The sequence below is a fragment of the Alishewanella longhuensis genome (genome assembly GCF_014653435.1).
In the GTDB taxonomy this organism is placed as follows: domain Bacteria; phylum Pseudomonadota; class Gammaproteobacteria; order Enterobacterales; family Alteromonadaceae; genus Alishewanella; species Alishewanella longhuensis.
Window position 1 is genome coordinate 113220 of the sequence record NZ_BNAO01000002.1, and the last position, 19391, is coordinate 132610.

Sequence of the window (19391 nt, forward strand, 5' to 3'; positions counted from 1 at the left end):
TAAATAAATTTGAGGCAAACACGTGAAAAAATTTGCATTGACCCCTTTATTCATCGGCCTGTTAGGCTTAACCGCTTGTGGCGGTAGTAATAACGACAGCACCGTATCACCCCAACCTGCGCCAAGAGTAAATGCCAGGGTAGTATTTGATCCCGAAGTTGGAAAAATATCACTTCCGAACGACGTGTTATTTATTGGCAGTAAAGATGGCACGCTTACGCCAGATGACACCGGACAGGTTGACTATAGCCAACCTCATTTTGCTATGGGAGCCTTGGATGGGTGGTCAACAATAAGCCCATTCAAACTGCAGTTTGAAATCGCGTCAGGTGTGCAACTTGACAAAGCATCAACTCAATTTCCTGGTGCAGTACGCTTATTTCAGGTAGCGCTTGCAAATCAGAGTAATAGTGCTGAATGCCCACAATTGGCTGTAGGTGCTGCCTGCCAGCTGATTAAGGAGTTAGTGGTTAATCGGGATTTCGCTATAGTTACCAGTGAGCGGGATATTAGCATAGTACCACTACGCCCTTTGCAACCCGGCAGCAGTTATTTGCTTAGCCTAAGCTCGGCATTAAAAGATAGCAGGGGCTTCGCAGTCGCCGAGTCTATTGCTTATTCGCAAGTACGTCACCCTCCCGGAGTTGTGGCTCTACCTCCGCAACAAGCCAGGATCCAAGCACTGATTAATAGCTACGAACGACTATTAGAACTTAGTGCAGGGCAACGTCGCGAAGATATTATCTATACTGCTGCATTTAGTACACAAGATCCAACTGTCGTGCTAAAAACCGTGCAGCGCTTACTGGTCACAGACCTAGAAACCACGCAGAGCCCAAGTTTAGTCGTGACCACAGAACGCGGGCTTGTTGCAAATCATTTGTATCCAAATCAACAAATTGGCGAAAACGCTTCTGACCCTCGCTTCTATGCAAAGCTAGCGCGCGTATATCGAGCACAGGTTAAGCTGCCTTATTATTCAGCATTGCCGAGCGAACAAAACCCACTGGCACCGCTGCAACAGCCCTGGACTGCCCGCTGCGATAATAGCCTGATAGTCGCGGCACAGCAGAACCTACCATCGCAACCGGTATCGGATAATGATTTTGTTTGTCATGCGCTAAGTTACGGCAAGCTTCGTGACCTTGGGCTAGACCAGACTCGACATCTGACACGTTACAACGATATACCAAAAATCAACCAGCTGCAGACCCTGCAGGTGCAGCTTACGTTACCGAACCAGGATTACGGTATCACTAAACCGGCCAACGGCTGGCCAGTAGTAATTTTGCAACACGGTATCGGCTTACAAAAGGAAGTCTGGTTGCAGCTTGCAGCTAAACTTGCAGCTCAAGGTTATGCCACTGTGGCTATAGACTTACCGTTACATGGCAGCCGGGGCTTTGGTGAGTTAACCGCCACTATTAGTAACGGTGGCGACCCAAACAACTTTTTAAACCCACAGCACCTGCTTGTTAGCCGGGATAACCTGCAACAAAGTATTGCTGATACCTTGGGTTTGAGAATGGCGCTTAATTTCGCGCAAGGCGTTGAGCTAGACGTTAATCAGGTTCATTATGTCGGTCATTCATCTGGCGCTATTGTCGGCAGTGCGGTAGTTGCTCTGGCAAACAATCCCGAGCTGCCGCTACAAGGGCCTAATCAGTTTTTATTAAGGACCGCTAGTCTATTAATGCCAGGCGCAGGTTTGGGTGATCTGGTGCTGGATTCTGACGTCTTTGGTCCACGTAATACCGCTTCCCTGCTAGTTGGCGCCTATCCGGAGTTGCGTCAGGATTTTATGAGCTATGTTACGCAAAACGGCAGTTGCGATCCTTATGATCCAGCTAATGCGGCAGAATATCTAAACTGTGCCCAAATGCATGTCGAGGATTATCTGGAACAACTGGAATTCAGTAATATTAACCGGCTGCGGCAGGTGAACACACTGTTAGATAACTTCCGCTTTGCTGCGAGAAATGTTCTCAACAACGTAGATCCAGTTAATTTTGCTGCGCCGTTATTAGCTAGCAACACTCCGATCTATCTGGCGATGATCAGCGGTAGTCATGACGGCACAGAACCAGCTGACGAAATATTTCCAAGCGGTAATTCCGACCGGGAAGCAGCATTAGAGCGCTGCCGGCTTAATCTTACAAGCTGCGCATCCCCGTTATCTGGCGCAGAAGCCCTCAGCCAACTGCTGCAAAGTACTGCCGTGAAACGCGCACCCGCCACACAGTTATTTAATGGACCCGCCACTGCTCGATTTATTGAGGGTGATCATTTCTCCATCGTGAGCCCAGAGGCAAGCAACAGAGTGACCATGGAGCTACAGCAACACTTGAGCAGCTATATCGAAAACAACGGTACTAAACTCTATGTGTTACATGAAACCGTGTTAAAAGATCAGTAGTCCAGATCTCTATTGCCGGTACTCTTAATTTTAACAGATGTACCGGCGAGTCTGGCAGATTGGGCAGCTCTGGAAATCAGATTATCACTAAATTTAATGACATAAATAGAAGGAGGGTCGCCGTATGACCAATAAACGTAGCTACGACAATTCAAATCGGGAAGCCAAGGCAGAAGCCACCAGGCAAAAAATCATTGAGGCGCTGATACAGCAGTTGATTGAGAATAATTCACCCGAGTTTTCAATTGAGGAAGCGGCTGCGACTGCCGGTGTAACAACCCGCACCCTATTTCGTCATTTTAGTAATAAAGAAGAAATGCTGCTCGGAGTCTCAGAGGGCATTTTGAAACTGACTGGTCAGATTAAGGAGCCCTTGAATCCAAATGACTTTCTGCAGGTTTTTAAGAGCACCTATTGTTTGTTCGAACAACACCCGGACTTGATTAAAGCCACCTTATTATCAGATTTAGGCCGAGGAGCTCGCTCAACGCTGGCAGAACGGCGACGCAAAGCTAATATGAAAGCGCTAACGCCACTGGTCGCTCAGATGCCGGAAGAGGAGGCAAAAGCCGTGCAAGCCGTATTATGCAACTTAATCACTGCAGAGACTTGGTTAAATGTTACCAGCAACTTTAACTTGGATGGCAACCATGCTTATGCAGTGATCGAATGGATGTTAAAACTCGCTTTTGACGCTCTGCAAGCCGGAAATTACCCGGATTTACAGCAATCACTGTTTACTGATGGAGTAACGAAAAAATGATAAAACATATTTCTATTGGTGCCAAAAACCCAGCACGAACCGCAAATTATTTAGCGCAGTTCTGGCAAGTTAAGGCCTTACCTTTTCCTATGTACGATGACAGCTTTGTGGTGTTTTTAGGTGAGGATACTTCTTCCTGTATCGAAGTTTATCCATTGGGAGAGCTGTTATTAAATGATGATATCAGCCTTCCAGTCTTGGATCGCAGCAAGCCGATTAGTGCAGGCCCTTTTCACGCAGCCATTAGCGTATCGGTAAGTGAGCAGCAGATTGCCTGCATTTGTGATGAAGCTGGTTGGCGCTATCGTAAGGTAGATCGAGGCGGTTTCTTCCAGGTGGTAGAAGTTTGGGTTGAAAACAACACCTTGTTTGAGATTTTAACCCCACCCATGGCAGCAGCATATGAGCAATTTTCTAACATAAGCAACTGGCAACGAATTTTCAGTTAATCATATATTAAGCATGTGGTGAAACAAGCATCGTGCACAGCTAGCTTGCGCCAGGCAATACACCTGGCGCCGATCAACTAACACAGTGTGAAACACATTTATGAAGATTACTTTCAACGTTGGCAGACGCAAACGCTGCGACCAGAGCATCTGCCAGACCCTGCTTGCCAGTATCTGTTTTGTGCTATTTTCTGGCCAAACGGCAATGGCGCAAACAGATAATACAGATACCCTTGTCGTGGCGACCTATGCCTATCCGGGACTTGACCGAGAAAATGCTGTGGCGCCAATACAAGCCTGGCTGGCACAAGAAACCCAAAAGCCCGTGAGTATCAGAGTCGCCTCCTCGCCAACAGAATTGGCAAGTTGGGCTGAACAAAATATTATTGATATCGCCGTTCCCAATCTCACAGCATATTTAAAAATCCGGCAACAGAACATGGGTGCACACTTTATCGCGGTGCCAAAGAACTATAGGCCCCACGTGATCAAGTCACAGTACCAGGGAAGTATTATCGCTAAGGGCATCGGTTCCTTTAATGAGCTCAACAGGCAGTTAAATAAAGGAAACTCTGTTACCGTTTTTGCTGTGTTTCCAGATTCAACTACCGGCGCCTTAATTGGTCTATCTAAACTTCGACATTCGCTCAGCGAAAGTCAATTTAAAAAGCTGCAACTCGTATATGCCGGCAGTCATGAGCAAGTTATCGAACAATTGAGCAATCATGAATTTGGTATAGGGATCGTTGCGGCCAGCGCCTATAGGCGCGTCAATCAGGATAGCCGTATTACCGAGTTATGGCGTTCTAGTAATGTCCCCTTTGGACCTATTACCTGCATCCCGAAACGCCTGTCCTGTGAGGCGTTAAAACAGGCGCTGGCGCGCAATATCTCGGCTAATCAACAGATCCTAACCGGCTTAAAGAATGGCTGGCCCGAATTCGAACACACTGACTCATTATCATTCCATGAGCATAAAGTTTATTCGGATCTTCTTCGTGAACAATTGACAACCAGATAACTGGAATGCTCAGAGAGAATATCGTGATTGCTCATATTTCAATTTGGTCTAAGGATGTAGAAGCACTAAAGAATTTCTACACTACTTACTTTGAATGCCAGTTACAAGAACTGTACTTTCATAAAACAATGTTGTTCAAATCTTATTTTTTAACTTTCCCGTCTGGCGCAAAATTAGAATTGATACCCAGCGCAGTGAGCTTTGAAAATAAAACTAGCAATACTGAGCGCGGTTTCTCGCAAGTTTCTATTTCAGTCGGCTCAAAGAGCAGACTTTATAAACTTTATTCCGTGCTATTAAGCTCAGATACGCCAATGGTTCGTCACCCAGTAAAGGCTGATAGTGGCTACTACGAGTTAGTGGTTCTCGACCCCGAGCAAAACCGTATCGCAGTAACCAATTAGCGCGCCTAATACTGTAACTATAAGGTGCTCTAGCGCTAACATCTTAACAAAAATACACAAACAGGATTACGCAATGATTGAACATGTAGCTATCTGGTCAAAGGATCTGGAACAACTAACAGCCTTTTATCTCAGGTATTTTAACTGCCAGGCCGGCGAACGCTATTGCAACTCAAGAAACGGCTTTGCGTCCTATTTTCTGTCATTTGCCAGCGGTGCAAGGCTGGAGCTGATGCAAATGCCCGGCATTGATAGCCTGGTCAAACAACCAACAATACAGTACTTCGGTTTTGCGCATCTGGCGATAGCACTAGGTTCTGCGGCGGCGGTGGATGCCCTGTATCAGCGCTTGCTTGCCGATGGCGTTGAGGTGCTGGACCAGCCACACCGTACCGGTGATGGTTACTATGAATTTACCCTGTTGGATCCGGAAGCTAACCGGATTGAGATCACCATTTAACCGGCGCTTGTCGCCAAAAGGAGCGCCTTAATGCCTCGTTTAGCAAATAAAATTGCCTTGATCACCGGCGCAGCCCGGGGCATAGGCGCCGCCATCGCTCGTGCCTATCTGGCCGAGGGCGCGGTGGTTTATCTGACGGATATTAATACAGACGCCGGCCAAGCTCTGGCAACTGAGCTGGGTGAGCTGGCCAATTTTATGACACTGGATGTGCGTGATGAACAAGCCTGGCAACAAGTTACCGCCAGCATTGTTGCGCACGAAGGCAAACTGGATATCTTGGTCAACAATGCCGGGATCACCGGCTTTGAAGAAAGCGTTGCCGCTCATGATCCGGAACATGCCAGCCTGCAGGACTGGCGCGCTGTTCATGCCACTAACTTAGACGGGGTTTTTCTCGGCTGTAAATACGCCATCCGGGCGATGCGGGCGCAAGGCTGTGGCGCCATCATCAATATGTCGTCGCGTTCTGGCATCGTTGGTATTCCGGGTGCAGCCGCTTATGCCGCCAGCAAGGCCGCCGTGCGTAACCATACTAAGAGCGTCGCCCTATATTGCGCTGAACAAGGGCTGGCTATCCGCTGTAACTCTATCCATCCGGCGGCGATCTTAACTCCGATGTGGGAGCCGTTGCTGGGTGAAGGCCCTGAGCGTGAAGCCAATATGGCACTCTATGTCCAGGATACGCCACTACGGCGCTTCGGCAAGCCAGAAGAAGTGGCAGCAATTGCCGTGCTGCTGGCCTCAGATGAATGCCTGTACCTCACCGGAGCTGAAATCAATATCGATGGTGGTATTCTGGCAGGTTCAGCCGCGACGCCTTCGCAATAGGACAGACGCAAATTCGGATTTAGCACCAAGGAGAATCGCATGACAAAAGTGCAATATTATACGGCCGCGAGCCTGGATGGTTTTCTGGCTTCCGCAGACGATTCATTAGATTGGCTATTCAGTCTACAGCAACCTGACGAGCAATATTACCAAGATTTTATTGCTCAGGTTGGCGTTATTATTATGGGGTCTGCGACCTACCTCTGGTTGCAAGAGCATTTACAGCAGACTCCTGAAGCATCCTGGCCTTATCAACAACCTGTCTGGGTAATGACCAGCCAAAAACTGACCGCTATGGCAAATGCGAACATCAGTTTTGCTAGCGGCGACATTGCTAAACTTTACTCGACTCTGCTGCGACAGGCCGCTGGTAAAAATATCTGGGTTGTTGGTGGTGGCGAGCTCGCTGCTCAGTTTTATGATGCCGGCCTTTTAAACGAAATCATTGTTCAGATTGGCGCGGCGACACTAGTTAGTGGCAAACCATTGTTCCCGCGCCAGATATCTGGTGCGACCTTAACCCTCAGCGATGTAACACAGCTAAATGCGCAACTAGTCCAACTGGTGTATCAGGTTGCGTTTGATCTCCATACCACCAATAACGCCCTGTGCATGCGCACTAGCTTGTAAGCGATAGGAGCCGCAGGCCCCTATGATGCGATAGCATATTCCCCCCTTTACCATCCGCATCGATGTGCCTCACTGAGAGCATCAAAACCAACAGTCACAACCTGCGGGATCTGGCTCAAAAGGTGATTGAAAACACATTCTCCACAGCATCGTAAGGCAAAGACTGCGCGGGTAACGGCGTTCGGAATCTTCGAAGTTATCGGGATCTGCGCACGAAGGTTTAACCCATTGCTGATTTATTAAGTTTGTTCAATCAAGATTTAGTCGTTATTATTGAATAACAGTTTTTTAAGGGACTAATATTATGCGTTATCTCTGGGTGTTATTGCCCTTGTGCTTGATCCTTACCGCCTGCCAAAGTGCTTATTATTCAGCCATGGAAAAAGTTGGCGTACATAAGCGTGATATCTTGGTAGAGCGAGTAGAAAACGCGCAGCAGTCTCAGCAAGAAGCGCAGCAGCAGTTTAAATCCGCATTAGAGCAGTTCAGCAGCTTAATTAAGTTCGATGGTGGCAACTTACAGCGCATGTATGAGGCCACAGATAGTGAGTTTCAAGCCTGTAGCAAAGCTGCAGTAAAAGTCAGCGAGCGTATTAATAGTATCGAGACAGTTGCTGACGCGCTCTTCGACGAATGGCAGGACGAACTTGAGCTATATACCAATGACAGTTTAAAACGCGACAGCGCCACTAAACTTGCGACCACTAAACGACAATACAACAGTTTACTTAAAACTATGCGTCGTGCAGAGCAAAGCATGCAGCCAGCACTCTCATCATTACAAGATAACACTCTGTTTTTAAAGCATAACCTGAACGCAAGTGCAATCGGGACTTTGAAAAGTGAGTTCAATTCTATCCAAAATGATATCAATAAACTGATTACTGAAATGAATACAGCAATCAAACAGAGCGAACAGTTTGTAGCCACTCTAAAGCAATAGAAGTGCATCAGATACTTTGATATTTTAATAAAAGAGGTAAGTTATGGCTGGTCAAGGTTCAGGAGGCAATGTTATTGCCGCCCTATGTAATGTGTTTGTTCCAGGGTTAGGCCAGTTAGTACAAGGGCGAATTTTAGCCGCCATTATTTTCTTTGTGGTTTGTGCAGTAGGCTATGCATTATTTTGGTTGGTGATCCCCGCCATTGTTGCTGCCATTGCGCATTTGTGGGCAATTATTGATGCAGCAAAGTTTCGCCCCCTTAGGATCTGACCCTGTAGGTTCCTTAAAAAGCTCAGCCTGTAAACCTTTAGGATCTCCGCCCAAGGTGTTTAACTTTTTGGCAAGGCTGCCAACGACTTCGCGACGAGTTGATTCAGCTCGTCGCCATTGCCTATCCAGCGTGCAACCAGCAACAGATCATGCTCGCGGTCAAGATAGATAATATTGCGTCCTGCCCCTTGAAAGGTAATCGCACTCTCTGGTGCGCTCGGCAGTGCTTTACGCCCCGGGTTTAAAAACCAATTTGCAAAACCATACTCTGGGTTCACCCCGCCGCTGCTCGCCAAGTTAATCCATTCACGGCTAACCAATTGTTGATTTTGCCATTGCCCCTCGCGTAAAAACAGATAACCAAAACGCGCCAGATCCCAGGCATTAATAAAAATACCACCTCCCCAATGCCCACCACCCGATACCGACTGGATACGCTGGCCATCAAGTTCAATCCAGCTGTTATCGTAACCATACCAACGCCAGGTTGAAGACGCCCCTATTGGCTGCATAATCTGCTCGTTTAATACTTCAGGCAGTGACTTACGCCAAACATAAAGGGTTGAAAGGGCAAGCAAATTAATACGCACATCATTGTATTTATAATGGCTACCGGGCGTTCGCAATGGTCGGTTTGGCCAATCTGCCGGTGTCTTGCCTTCTGGCCTGTCCGCCCAATCGGGTTTACCCCAGAGCGTACCCTGCCAGTCACTGGTTTGCCGCAGTAAATGATCCCAGCGAATTTGGCTATTATGTTCGCCCTGATATAAGTCAACACCATGTGGCATATAAGGGGCCACCCTATCCTGCAGATCGCGGATTAGCCCGCGTTGCCAGGCAAGCCCGGTTACCGTGGTTAAGAAAGTCTTAGCAATACTATGGGTCATATCAACGCTATCCACATCACCCCACTGGGCGATAACCTTACCCCGATAAATAATCAGGCCGTTAGCTGCCGCGCGCACGCCCATCGGGCCGATAATCTGATCATAGGGCTCTCTAGCACCAAAGGTCGTCGCCTGCACAATGGCCTGATCTTTAGAGGCCGGATTTTCACTGGCAATAGCATAAGCGACTGCGTCCGCCAGTTTTTGTTCATTCACATTCAGTGAAGCCGGGCTTGCCATTGCCCACTGCCCTGGTGGCGGATAATAAGTTTCGGCTGCCAGTGGCAACGCCAGTAATAACAACAATGCCGCAGACAATCGCACAGCAGGCTCCTTTAACTCATTCAAAAATAGCGATAGACACTATACTGCGAGTTAGGCAAGTGTTGTGCAAGAGTTTGATTGACAATAAACCTTCAGAACCTTCGGGATCTGACCCTAAAGGTTAAAAACCGCTGCAAGACAGCGGTTTTCAATATTTGCCTGCAGCGACCAGTAGCGGCTGCTTAGAAAAAAACCTCGTTAAACCAGCCCATGCACTAACGCATAGCGCACTAAATCTGACATGGTAGTGATACCAAGTTTGTCCATTAAACGAGCTTTGTGGGTGCTGACCGTTTTCGAGCTAACGTACAGTTTATTGGCAATTTCACCAACAGATTTGCCCTGCGCAAGGTCAATGAATATTTCATACTCCCGCTTGGTTAATTTCACATGCGGGTGTTCTTCAGACAGTCCAGTCAGGCTTTCTCTGGCCAGTCTTTGGGCCAACTCCTGAGTAATGTAAATTTGTCCTCTGGCCACCACTCTTAAGGCTTCCACTATTTCTGCCGGCGGCCGCGTCTTAGTAATGAAACCTTGCGCACCCGCTCGAATGGTTCGGGTGGCATAGAGCTCTTCTTTATGCATACTGAGCACTAAAATACGGGTGTGCTTAGTACGATGACGGATCATTTCAATCAATTGCAAGCCTGAGCAACCAGGCATAGTCATATCCATTAAAAACACATCGGGTTCAATCGCTGGAACGTCCTGTAACGCTTGGTCACCGTCGGTTGCCTCTCCCACCACATCCATATCAGGAATAGAGGAAATCAGGGCCCGCATACCTTCGCGGACAATACTATGATCATCTGCTATATAGACTCTAATCATGCCTTGTTTCCTAAAGGTAAGCTCACCAAAATTTCCGTGCCCTGGCCTATGACAGCATTAACTGTCAACTGCCCGTCATGCATGACTACGCGTTCACGCATACTCACCAAGCCTAATCCTGTTGATTTTAATTTTGATTTATTAAAGCCCACACCATCATCTTTGACACACAATTGAGCCTGCTTATCTGTTTCTTCGTAGTGCACCCATACTGTTGTCGCCTTAGCATGACGAATAATATTGGTCATACACTCTTGTAATATGCGGAATAACGTAGTGGCGACATCGCCTTTAGCTTGAGGATTGTTATTGCTAGCTAGTTCAGCATGCCAATGTATCGTCATATCATCACGCCCTGAGTATTGCTTTAAAAACCATTCGGCTGTCGCCTCAAAACCTAAGTCGTCCAACATGGCCGGGCGTAAGTTCGCAGCGATGTCACGAACCCGCTCAATGACATCATCAATATAGTCAATCATTGCCTGCAACCGATTAAGTTTAGCCTTTGGCAGGTGTGACACATCACGCAGCGCTAAACTGAGATCCAGCTTCATCGCGGTCAGTGTCTGGCCTAAGTCATCATGCAAGTCCCGGGCAATCCGCCGACGTTCGCGCTCAATAATGGTATCTTGCGCCTTATTTAACAGTCGTAACTCACGTTGCGTCTGCAGCAGCTTCATTTGTTGGCGTTTACTCTCTGTAATATCTCGCTGCACCGAGGCAAAATACTCCCCCTGACCAATGTCCTTAGCAACAATAGGTACAATTTCAATTTCGTTCCAATAGGGTTTACCGTCTTTACAGTAATTGATTAACTCTTCCTTGATCGGTTGTTTAGCTTCTAAGGCTGCTCTGATACGTCTAAGCACAGCGGGATCCGTCTCAGGCCCTTGCAGTATCCTTGGAGACTTGCCCATCAACTCCTCAGGCTCATAACCTGTCATCTCTTTAACCGGTTCGTTAACAAAAACGATAGAGGGTCCAGGATCATCTAAAGGGTTGGTCTCGGTAATAATAATCACATCTTGAATTTGAGCAATGGCAGCCCTCAACATACGGCGGTTTTCGGCCACGCGATAGTATTCAGTCCGGTCACGAGCAATGCCAAAGACACCCACAACGCGGTCATTGACGAAAATGGGAATATGGGTAATCTCGACAATAGCGCTTTTACCTTCCCGGCTAATAATGCTACAGCGGTAGTTAGTCGCCGTACCTTCAAGCGTCTTCTGAAAGTTTTTGGTTACTATGGCGCGATCTTCCTCAGCAACAACCTGCTCCCAACTGCTTTGCAGCAGATCCTCTTCGTTATAACCCGTAAGGTCCCACATACTTTGATTGGCATTCAGAAACTGCCCTTGAGTGGATAAACCGAAAACAGCTTCGGGATTTTCAGTAAACAAAGAACGGTAGTACTGCTCGCTTTCAAAAATGCGATCGGATTCTGAACGATACTCACTAATATCAGTCAACTGCACAATACGACTGCCATCCTGATAGGCATGGCTGCCGGCAGCGATGCGAAAAAAGCGCTGACCGATACTGGCTTCAAACTCACACACATCGTCAGCGGCGCCCTTGATGCCTGACAGAATGGTCACCAGAGTATGTGCCGATAACGCATCAAGCCGGCTTATCATGGGCTGCCCCACCACCAGATTGCAATCTAAGCGCTGCGCCAGCGCATTTAACGCCAGCACATAGCCAAAAGCATCTACACGCAGTGCAGCCGCCGGAATAAATTCAAGTAACTCAGCATTTAATCTTGGCACCGGTTGCTCCGTCTTATACTCGTCTTTAATCAAGTGGTCTCTAGTATAGACTAGCAGCTTCCATAAGAATGTCAGCGTTGTTGCACTATGGCTTGCGCCAGACTGGCCAATGGTAGAGTCTCTATCGCCGCACCTCTTGCTATGGCTTCACGTGGCATGCCGAACACCACTGAGCTATCACGATCTTGCGCAATGGTATGAGCCCCCGCCTGACGCATCGCCAGTAAACCATTGGCGCCATCATCACCCATACCGGTCATAATAATACCGATGGCATTTTCCCCAGCGACATTCGCCACTGAGCGAAACAGCACATCCACTGAAGGTTTGTGTCGATTAATGGCAGGGCCGTCACCTACAGCTACCCGGTAATAATTGCCGCTGCGACGAAGCTGCATATGCAAGCCACCAGGTGCAATTAATACCAGCCCTGCTGTCACTTTGTCACCGTCAACCGCTTCTCGTACCTCACAATAACAAAGTTTGTTTAAGCGCTGGGCAAAGGCTGCGGTAAATTTTTCAGGCATATGCTGAACTACCACTATACCCGGACAATTTGACGGCATCTGGGTCAAAACCACCTCAAGCGCCTGAGTGCCGCCTGTAGAAGTACCTAGTGCAACCACCTTTTCACTGGTATGGCTCAACCGCATGCTGGCTACTTTTAAAGCAAGCGGCCCCCGCAAAGCCCCTGACGCCAAGGCTCTGACTTTGGCGCGAGCGGCCGCTTTAACCACCTGCAGCATGTGTTGGCTGCTGGATTCCAGAAAATCACGCAAACCAACTTTGGGTTTGGTAATAATATCAACAGCGCCACTCGCCAGCGCCTGAAGCGTGGTATCAGCGCCTTTCTCTGTTAATGTAGAACAAATCACTACCGGCGTCGGATGCTCCTGCATCAGTTGACGTAAAAACGTAATACCATCCATTCTTGGCATTTCTACATCCAACACTATGACATCTGGCCAATTTGCTTGCATCTTTTGCAAGGCGAAAATCGGATCAGGCGCAGATCCAATCACATTGATTTGGGCATCAGCACTAAGCAGTTGTGTTAATACCTGGCGTACCACCGCTGAATCATCAACGATAAACACCTTAATTTGCCCGCTCATAACAGACTACCCGGCGCAAAGAGGTTGCTGTCTGTATCAGGCATGGTATAGCGCACACCTTTACGCAACCACACTGAGCCATCGTCACTATTAAAAATCAATTGCCGATAGCAGTCACCACCCACATCTTCGGCCACTATAGCTATACCATAGTGCTCCAGCAGTTGACGTGCACATGCCACATTACGGGCACCGACTGCCATGTCGCCCCAACATAAGTCAAACATATCAGCACCACCAAATACCTTCGCCTGATACTCTTTACAATTGCCTGAACGCTGCACAATCGCTTCTATCATCAGCGCCATGGCAACCTTGGCATAACGGGCATCTGCTGCTTCAGGCTTTGAACAGTCAGGCAGCAAGAAATGGCAAAGACCACCAATTTTCAGGCTAGGATGCCACAAGGTAATTGTCACACAGGACCCCAGTATGGTCTTTGCCCTGATAGCTGTGTCATCAAAGCACCACTCGCCGGGGTGAATGAAAATCTCTTTATTTATCATAATCAGTACCTGATATAGGAGCCCTGTATACAGACGGCTTAATCGCGTGTAAGTCGCTTTGAAAGCCATTGAGGGTCTCAGAGTGACCAATGATAAAGTAACCACCAGGTTTTAAACGGCTGCGCAAACGGTTGACAATCTGCCGTTTGGTCTCCTGATTAAAATAGATCATCACATTTCGCAGCATAATCACGTCAAATAGCCCTATATCGGGTAGCGTTTTATTTAAGTTAATCTGCGCAAACTGCACTCGCTCTCGTAGTTTCGCGACCACTTTAAAACTACCTTCAGCCTCACCAGTACCACGCAGACAATAACGCTTCAGCAAAAGCTCTGGGATCTTTTCCGAACGGGACATCGGGTAGCAAGCCCGGCTGCCCTGTGTCAATACCTGAGTACTGATGTCCGAAGCGACAATCTGCCATGGCGCTGTGCCAAGCACTTCAGCAATGACCATGGCCGCGGTATAAGCTTCTTCACCGCTGGAACAGGCAGCACTCCACAAGCGTAATGTGTTACCAGCACGATAAGCAGGCAGTACCTGCTGTTGCAAAAACTCGAAATGCCCCGGTTCGCGGAAAAAATAGGTTTCGTTAGTCGTTAACAAATCGACAGCGATTTGTTTTTCTTCCCGCTGTCGTTCTACATAATGCCAGTATTGACCATAGCTTTGCAGTTGCAGCGCCTTAAGTCGCTTGGCCAGACGGCCAGCCACCATAGTGCGCTTACTATCCGGCATATGAATTCCAGCCACAGCAAAGATCATGCGCTGAAAATCGCGAAACTCAGGCTCAGTCAAGGTCTGCAGCGGTGCGACTAAATCAACCATAATGACTTTGTTCCAATGGCTCAACAACACTGGCCAACTTAGCCATTTCTTCAACATTCAATGCTTTTTGCACGTTCAGCAAAATAACAAAGGCACCGTCAACTTTACCCATACCCGCTATAAACTCGGCTCTTAACCGCGTCCCGAAGGTCGGTGCCGGTTCAATATCTTTCGGCGCTATTTCAAGCACCTCAGACACCGCATCTACGATAATACCGACCTCCTGAAGCGCTGAAACCTCACTGCCGCTATCTGCAGCGCAACTAACTGCACTATCCACTTCCAAAATAACGATGCATGTCCGTCTGCTGAGCTGGCTCTGACCGCGGGAAAAACGTATCGATAAATCGATCACAGGCACCACACTGCCGCGCAGGTTAATCACCCCACTCACAAAGTCCGGCATCAACGGCACTGTAGTCAAATTGCCATATTCGATAATTTCCCGAATATGTAAAATACCCACCGCAAACATTTCCTGCCCCAGCTGAAACGTCAGGTATTGCTGTTCATTCGCCTGTTCAGTTTGCATAACAACGACATCATTGCGTTTCGACTGCTTCATAAGGCCCCCTATCAAAATTTTACGTAAGCAGACTCATCAATAAACTCATCCAGGCCAAGCTTTCTCACCTGTGGCTTTTTCGGCTTCTGTGTTGCGCTGGTTTTTGGGGCAGGTCTGGTTAGCTTAACCATGTCGCTTTCTGCCACCCGGAAGAATGCCATCGCTTGTTGCAACTGCTCAGCTTGCGCAGACATTTCTTCAGAGGTAGCCGCCAACTCTTCCGACGCTGAGGCATTTTGTTGCGTGATCTGGTTCAGTTGTTCCATCGCACTATTTATTTGCGAAACACCGGTGGACTGCTCTCGCGAAGCGGCAGAGATTTCCTGCACCAGATCAGAAGTTTTCTGAATCGATGGCACCATTTCAGTCAGCAAACGTCCCGCACGCTCAGCAAGCTCAACCGAAGAGCTAGCCACTTCGCCAATCTCCTGGGCAGCAACCTGGCTGCGCTCAGCCAATTTACGCACTTCGGCGGCCACTACGGCAAAGCCTTTACCGTGTTCGCCAGCCCGCGCCGCTTCAATGGCTGCGTTTAGTGCCAGCAAGTTGGTTTGATAAGCAATATCATCAATAATCGATATTTTTTCAGCAATACTCTTCATCGCCAGCACCGTTTGGCTGACCGCTTTACCACCTTCAACCGCCTCTTTTGCCGCCTTACTAGACATACCATCAGTGACTTTGGCATTTTCGGTATTCTGGCTGATGGAGGCGGTCATTTGCTCCATCGACGCACTGGTTTCTTCGACACTGGCGGCTTGCTCACTGGAGGCTTGTGACAAAGACTGGCTAGTCGCGTTAACTTCTTCAGATGCTGACGCCAAATTGTCGGCACCTGAGCGCACTTCACTAATCACCTGAGATAGTTTGGTCACCATCTCCTGCATTGCGCCTAATAACTGCCCTGTCTCGTCTTTACTGTTTACCTTGAGCTCGACAGTCATATCTCCTTCTGACAAACGCCGGGCAGCCTGCACAGCCGTGGTCAGTGGAGCAACGATGCCACGTGTGATCAGCCAGGCAAAAGCAATACCCAGTAATAAAGCAGCAACCGACAGCGCTATCACTATCATAATTGCGCTCTTAACCATTTCCGTGGTGTCATTACTGGCTTTTTGTACCAAAGTGTCCTGATACTCAAGAAAACTCTGAATACTAACAATGTAGCTGGCAAGTAAGCCACGGGTCTCGCTGCGCCAATAACGTACTGCACTTGCTCTGTCGCCCGACTCAAGTAAATCAAAGACTGCCTTGCGACTGGTCAGAAAGGCTTCCCGATCCGCATTGAGTTTGTCGAACATGCGATGTCCGGCCTCAGTGACCAGCAAGGATTGCAGACGACTGGCGGCTTTAGTTGCTTCTGCGGTCCGTTGCTCAATGTGTTTGTATAAGTTGGTCACTTCTGCAGCGGTACTGCTGTCATCCATCATCAATAAGTTCAGAGACGCTAAACCACTATTTTGAGTATAATAAATCAGACTATTTCCCAGCATCAGGCGCTCTGCCTGAGGACCGGCTAAATTATTAACCATAGCATCCAGCGTGGCAAAACGAGCCGATGCAACAGCAGACACTATAGCCAGTAGCAATAGCACAGTGCCAAAGGCAATCCCAAGGCGAACACCCACACGTAAATTCTTAAACATAATATTCTCCAACAAAACTGACTAGTTAACACGCCGCCAAAGGGGCACGGACGTGTCGGTTGTTACTCCGATCCAGGCTATCTTCGCGCTGACTGACTTGTTGCAGTAACGCTGGCACATCAAGAATCAATGACACCTGACCGCTCCCCAGAATGGTAGAGCCGGACAAGCCTTTTACATGACTAAAAATACCGCTAAGGGGTTTAATGACGGTTTGCTGCTCCCCCAGCAACTCATCAACGACCAGGCCCACTTTATGAGCGCCATGGCGGACAACAATGATATTCTGACGGCGCCCTGAGGTACCGGGCTGCATAAAGTGCTCACGCAGTAGAATTATCGGCAAGACTTCATCGCGCAGGTTAATGTAATGGCTGGTACTGACAACATCTGCATTACACAAGGCTTTGGGTAACTCAGTGCACTCCACCACCAGATCCAGTGGCACCACATAGGTCGCATCGCCAACCCGTGCCAAAAAGCCATCAATAATGGCCAGAGTCAGCGGTAACCGTATACGAAAGGTAGTGCCGCCCAGAGTGCCGGGAGAAATCAGCTCCACGCTGCCTCGCAGTGCCTCAATATTCCGTTTCACCACGTCCATACCGACACCGCGGCCTGACAAATTAGTCACTTGTTCAACCGTTGAGAATCCAGGTTCAAAAATCAGATTGAAAACCTCGCTGTCTGACAAATGCCCGTCTCCAGTCAGCAGGTGCTTTTCTTTAGCCTTTGCCAGAATTTTCTGACGATTCAAGCCATTGCCATCATCATTCACTTCAATAACAATGGCACCGGATTCATGATAGGCATTCAGCTGCACCAACCCCTGAGCTAACTTGCCTTTTTGCTGACGTACTGCTGGTAACTCAATACCATGGTCACAGGCATTGCGAACGAGATGCATCAGCGGATCGCCAATCTTCTCCACCACTGTCTTGTCGAGTTCCGTTTCGGCTCCCGTAATGTCTAGCTGAATGTCTTTACCAATCTCAGCTGACAGATCCCGCACCACACGCTGAAAGCGCTGGAAGGTTTCACCGATAGCGACCATGCGTAACTCAAGAGAGCTATTGCGAATGTCTTCTACCAATAAATTCAGGTTAGCCGCTGACTCGCGTGATACGGCATCACCACTGTGCCCGGCATTTAAGGATACTGATGCAGATGCAATCACCAGTTCGCCAACAAGGTTGATGAGCCTATCGAGCTTATCTGCCTGCACCCGAAAGTGCTGTGCCGGCGGTTTACGCCGATGTGCCTGGCCAGCGTCTTTATCAATGGTCCGCGCCAGCAGCTCCGGTGATGAGTCATTAGGGGGGCCAGCAGACAGCTTTGCCAACTGTGCCGACTGAACACACTCAAGCTGCACCTGATAGAGATCATTACCCAACTCAAAGGCTTCTTTTATCAGCGCTTCACTGGCATCAGTGGTCAAAGCAAGCTCAAAACTTAAGTAACAGCTTTCTGGTTCAAGCTCTGCCAGACAGGGTACGGCTTGGCTAGAGGTGGTCACCTGCAACTGCCCTAAACGGCTGAGATAACCAATAAAGCCAAGCGGATCCATACCGAAACGCAAGGCATCTGCAGCAATCTGAACCGACAAACGCCATTGATGCTGCTGGTGGCTATCAGCAACCACAGCCTGAGGTGTCTGCGGCGGCGTCACTGAGTGAAAGGGCCCCAGCTCTGTCAAAAGACGCTGGCTAGCCGATGCTAAACGCACAGCATCTTCAGGATCAGCGATATCCACCAGTAAACTAATGTGATCCCGACAACGCAGCAGCAGATCCGCCAATAACTGACTCAGATGTATTTCTTCGGTACGCAATCTATCCAGCACGTTCTCGACTACATGAGTAAAACTGACCACATGCTGAAAACCAAAGATACCGGCAGATCCTTTCACAGTATGCACACAACGAAACAAGGCATTGCGCAGCTCGGCATCGCCAGGAAAAGATTCCAGTTGCAGCAGAATGCGCTCCATATCCGTTAGTAATTCGCGACTTTCATCAAAAAAAGTCTGTAGAGCCAGTTCCATATTCATTAAACGCCTCCTGACAACGGATCCAGATCAAGCTCTGTCATCAAATTTGTTAAGCTAAGCACTTTGATCACCGCATCACTATGATGGCGCAGTTGTACTTCAGGGGCTGATTTCTTAAGTGCCAACAACAACTGCAGTCCGGCACTATCAAAGTCTGTTACCTGCGACAGATCCAGTTGCGTTAACTGCATCGAAGCGCAGGCAGCACGAAACGCTTGCAATGTGGCACTGGCCTGGTAGATGGTAAGTTCGCCCTGCACACGCAAGCAGCCTTGCTCAGCATTAAAATGGCAAAAATAACTCATAACGGCGCTAACTTGCTGACGGCTGCCAACATCTGTGCCGGTTGAAAAGGCTTTACCATCCAGGCTTTTGCGCCAGCAGCTTGACCCTGTGCTTTTTTATCGTCAGCAGATTCAGTGGTCAGCATGATTACCGGCGTAAAGCGGTGCTCAGGTAACAACTTGACTTCTTTCAAAAATGTCAGCCCATCCATGTTGGGCATATTCACGTCAGATATCATCAGATGTACGCGCTGCCCTTTGATTTTTTTAAGCGCATCAACGCCATCACAAGCCTCAATGACCTCAAAGCCAGCACTTTTCAGGGTGAGTGCCACCACTTGTCGGATTGAGGCCGAATCATCAACAATCAGAATACGTTTTGTCATAGCTCATT

At 48.3% G+C, this 19391-nt stretch carries 21 protein-coding genes; 10 read left to right on the forward strand and 11 right to left on the reverse strand.

What is annotated here, in order from left to right; genetic code table 11:
* The first annotated feature begins 22 nt into the window (after positions 1-22).
* From IE163_RS04470 to IE163_RS04515, 10 genes are all read left to right on the forward strand, one after another.
* The gene (locus IE163_RS04470; RefSeq protein WP_189430665.1) at positions 23-2416 is read left to right on the forward strand and encodes a VolA/Pla-1 family phospholipase; all 2394 of its coding nucleotides are present in this window, start codon (positions 23-25) and stop codon (positions 2414-2416) included.
* A 124-nt stretch (positions 2417-2540) separates the two neighbouring features.
* Positions 2541-3179, forward strand: coding sequence for a TetR/AcrR family transcriptional regulator (locus tag IE163_RS04475; protein ID WP_189430667.1), 639 nt, complete (start codon positions 2541-2543; stop codon positions 3177-3179).
* Entirely contained in the window at positions 3176-3628 is a 453-nt protein-coding gene (locus IE163_RS04480) for a hypothetical protein (protein ID WP_189430669.1), read from the forward strand. The genes IE163_RS04475 and IE163_RS04480 overlap by 4 nt, the downstream gene beginning before the upstream one ends.
* Before the next feature lie 100 nt (positions 3629-3728).
* Positions 3729-4649, forward strand: a complete 921-nt coding sequence (locus tag IE163_RS04485) for a phosphate/phosphite/phosphonate ABC transporter substrate-binding protein (RefSeq protein ID WP_189430671.1) — start codon at positions 3729-3731, stop codon at positions 4647-4649.
* 23 nt (positions 4650-4672) lie between these two features.
* Entirely contained in the window at positions 4673-5053 is a 381-nt protein-coding gene (locus IE163_RS04490) for a VOC family protein (RefSeq protein ID WP_189430673.1), read from the forward strand.
* A gap of 73 nt (positions 5054-5126) precedes the next feature.
* Entirely contained in the window at positions 5127-5513 is a 387-nt protein-coding gene (locus IE163_RS04495) for a VOC family protein (RefSeq protein ID WP_189430675.1), read from the forward strand.
* Between the two features lie 30 nt (positions 5514-5543).
* A complete protein-coding gene (locus IE163_RS04500) occupies positions 5544-6344 on the forward strand; it encodes an SDR family oxidoreductase (protein WP_189430677.1) in 801 nt (266 codons plus the stop codon).
* A 39-nt stretch (positions 6345-6383) separates the two neighbouring features.
* Complete coding sequence (locus IE163_RS04505; RefSeq protein ID WP_189430679.1) at positions 6384-6974, forward strand: dihydrofolate reductase family protein; 591 nt, start codon at positions 6384-6386, stop codon at positions 6972-6974.
* Between the two features lie 304 nt (positions 6975-7278).
* Positions 7279-7917, forward strand: coding sequence for a DUF2959 domain-containing protein (locus IE163_RS04510; protein WP_189430681.1), 639 nt, complete (start codon positions 7279-7281; stop codon positions 7915-7917).
* 43 nt (positions 7918-7960) lie between these two features.
* Complete coding sequence (locus tag IE163_RS04515; RefSeq protein WP_189430683.1) at positions 7961-8188, forward strand: hypothetical protein; 228 nt, start codon at positions 7961-7963, stop codon at positions 8186-8188.
* A 59-nt stretch (positions 8189-8247) separates the two neighbouring features.
* On the opposite strand, the gene IE163_RS04520 is transcribed toward IE163_RS04515, so the two are convergent.
* From IE163_RS04520 to IE163_RS04570, 11 genes are all read right to left on the reverse strand, one after another.
* Entirely contained in the window at positions 8248-9399 is a 1152-nt protein-coding gene (locus tag IE163_RS04520) for a serine hydrolase domain-containing protein (RefSeq protein WP_189430685.1), read from the reverse strand.
* 198 nt (positions 9400-9597) lie between these two features.
* Positions 9598-10230 carry a response regulator gene (locus tag IE163_RS04525; protein WP_189430687.1) on the reverse strand — a complete coding sequence of 211 codons (633 nt, stop codon included), beginning with the start codon at positions 10228-10230 and terminating at the stop codon, positions 9598-9600.
* Positions 10227-12002, reverse strand: coding sequence for a PAS domain-containing sensor histidine kinase (locus IE163_RS04530; RefSeq protein WP_189430689.1), 1776 nt, complete (start codon positions 12000-12002; stop codon positions 10227-10229). Before IE163_RS04530 ends, IE163_RS04525 begins: the two co-directional genes overlap by 4 nt.
* Before the next feature lie 71 nt (positions 12003-12073).
* Entirely contained in the window at positions 12074-13117 is a 1044-nt protein-coding gene (locus IE163_RS04535; RefSeq protein WP_189430691.1) for a protein-glutamate methylesterase/protein-glutamine glutaminase, read from the reverse strand.
* Entirely contained in the window at positions 13114-13536 is a 423-nt protein-coding gene (locus tag IE163_RS04540) for a chemotaxis protein CheD (RefSeq protein ID WP_189430692.1), read from the reverse strand. The genes IE163_RS04535 and IE163_RS04540 overlap by 4 nt, the downstream gene beginning before the upstream one ends.
* Before the next feature lie 76 nt (positions 13537-13612).
* Positions 13613-14509 (reverse strand): CheR family methyltransferase, encoded by an 897-nt coding sequence (locus IE163_RS04545; RefSeq protein ID WP_229833429.1) that lies wholly within the window; start codon positions 14507-14509, stop codon positions 13613-13615.
* Positions 14445-15017: a chemotaxis protein CheW gene (locus IE163_RS04550; protein ID WP_189430694.1), complete on the reverse strand. Its 573-nt coding sequence runs from the start codon at positions 15015-15017 to the stop codon at positions 14445-14447. Before IE163_RS04550 ends, IE163_RS04545 begins: the two co-directional genes overlap by 65 nt.
* A gap of 11 nt (positions 15018-15028) precedes the next feature.
* On the reverse strand, positions 15029-16663 hold the full coding sequence (locus tag IE163_RS04555; RefSeq protein ID WP_189430696.1) for a methyl-accepting chemotaxis protein: 1635 nt from the start codon (positions 16661-16663) through the stop codon (positions 15029-15031).
* 25 nt (positions 16664-16688) lie between these two features.
* On the reverse strand, positions 16689-18713 hold the full coding sequence (locus IE163_RS04560) for a chemotaxis protein CheA (protein ID WP_189430697.1): 2025 nt from the start codon (positions 18711-18713) through the stop codon (positions 16689-16691).
* A complete protein-coding gene (locus IE163_RS04565) occupies positions 18713-19018 on the reverse strand; it encodes an STAS domain-containing protein (RefSeq protein WP_189430699.1) in 306 nt (101 codons plus the stop codon). Before IE163_RS04565 ends, IE163_RS04560 begins: the two co-directional genes overlap by 1 nt.
* Complete coding sequence (locus IE163_RS04570; protein ID WP_189430700.1) at positions 19015-19383, reverse strand: response regulator; 369 nt, start codon at positions 19381-19383, stop codon at positions 19015-19017. The genes IE163_RS04565 and IE163_RS04570 overlap by 4 nt, the downstream gene beginning before the upstream one ends.
* Between the last annotated feature and the right edge of the window lie 8 nt (positions 19384-19391).

What these genes read in the sequence shown, in the direction of transcription:
- IE163_RS04475 (WP_189430667.1), top strand. Translation starts at nt 2,541, where the DNA reads ATGACCAATAAACGTAGCTACGACAATTCAAATCGGGAAGCCAAGGCA.
- IE163_RS04480 (WP_189430669.1), top strand. Translation starts at nt 3,176, where the DNA reads ATGATAAAACATATTTCTATTGGTGCCAAAAACCCAGCACGAACCGCA.
- IE163_RS04485 (WP_189430671.1), top strand. Translation starts at nt 3,729, where the DNA reads ATGAAGATTACTTTCAACGTTGGCAGACGCAAACGCTGCGACCAGAGC.
- IE163_RS04495 (WP_189430675.1), top strand. Translation starts at nt 5,127, where the DNA reads ATGATTGAACATGTAGCTATCTGGTCAAAGGATCTGGAACAACTAACA.
- IE163_RS04500 (WP_189430677.1), top strand. Translation starts at nt 5,544, where the DNA reads ATGCCTCGTTTAGCAAATAAAATTGCCTTGATCACCGGCGCAGCCCGG.
- IE163_RS04505 (WP_189430679.1), top strand. Translation starts at nt 6,384, where the DNA reads ATGACAAAAGTGCAATATTATACGGCCGCGAGCCTGGATGGTTTTCTG.
- IE163_RS04510 (WP_189430681.1), top strand. Translation starts at nt 7,279, where the DNA reads ATGCGTTATCTCTGGGTGTTATTGCCCTTGTGCTTGATCCTTACCGCC.
- IE163_RS04515 (WP_189430683.1), top strand. Translation starts at nt 7,961, where the DNA reads ATGGCTGGTCAAGGTTCAGGAGGCAATGTTATTGCCGCCCTATGTAAT.
- IE163_RS04525 (WP_189430687.1), bottom strand. Translation starts at nt 10,230, where the DNA reads ATGATTAGAGTCTATATAGCAGATGATCATAGTATTGTCCGCGAAGGT.
- IE163_RS04535 (WP_189430691.1), bottom strand. Translation starts at nt 13,117, where the DNA reads ATGAGCGGGCAAATTAAGGTGTTTATCGTTGATGATTCAGCGGTGGTA.
- IE163_RS04545 (WP_229833429.1), bottom strand. Translation starts at nt 14,509, where the DNA reads ATGTTGAAGAAATGGCTAAGTTGGCCAGTGTTGTTGAGCCATTGGAAC.
- IE163_RS04550 (WP_189430694.1), bottom strand. Translation starts at nt 15,017, where the DNA reads ATGAAGCAGTCGAAACGCAATGATGTCGTTGTTATGCAAACTGAACAG.
- IE163_RS04555 (WP_189430696.1), bottom strand. Translation starts at nt 16,663, where the DNA reads ATGTTTAAGAATTTACGTGTGGGTGTTCGCCTTGGGATTGCCTTTGGC.
- IE163_RS04560 (WP_189430697.1), bottom strand. Translation starts at nt 18,713, where the DNA reads ATGAATATGGAACTGGCTCTACAGACTTTTTTTGATGAAAGTCGCGAA.
- IE163_RS04565 (WP_189430699.1), bottom strand. Translation starts at nt 19,018, where the DNA reads ATGAGTTATTTTTGCCATTTTAATGCTGAGCAAGGCTGCTTGCGTGTG.
- IE163_RS04570 (WP_189430700.1), bottom strand. Translation starts at nt 19,383, where the DNA reads ATGACAAAACGTATTCTGATTGTTGATGATTCGGCCTCAATCCGACAA.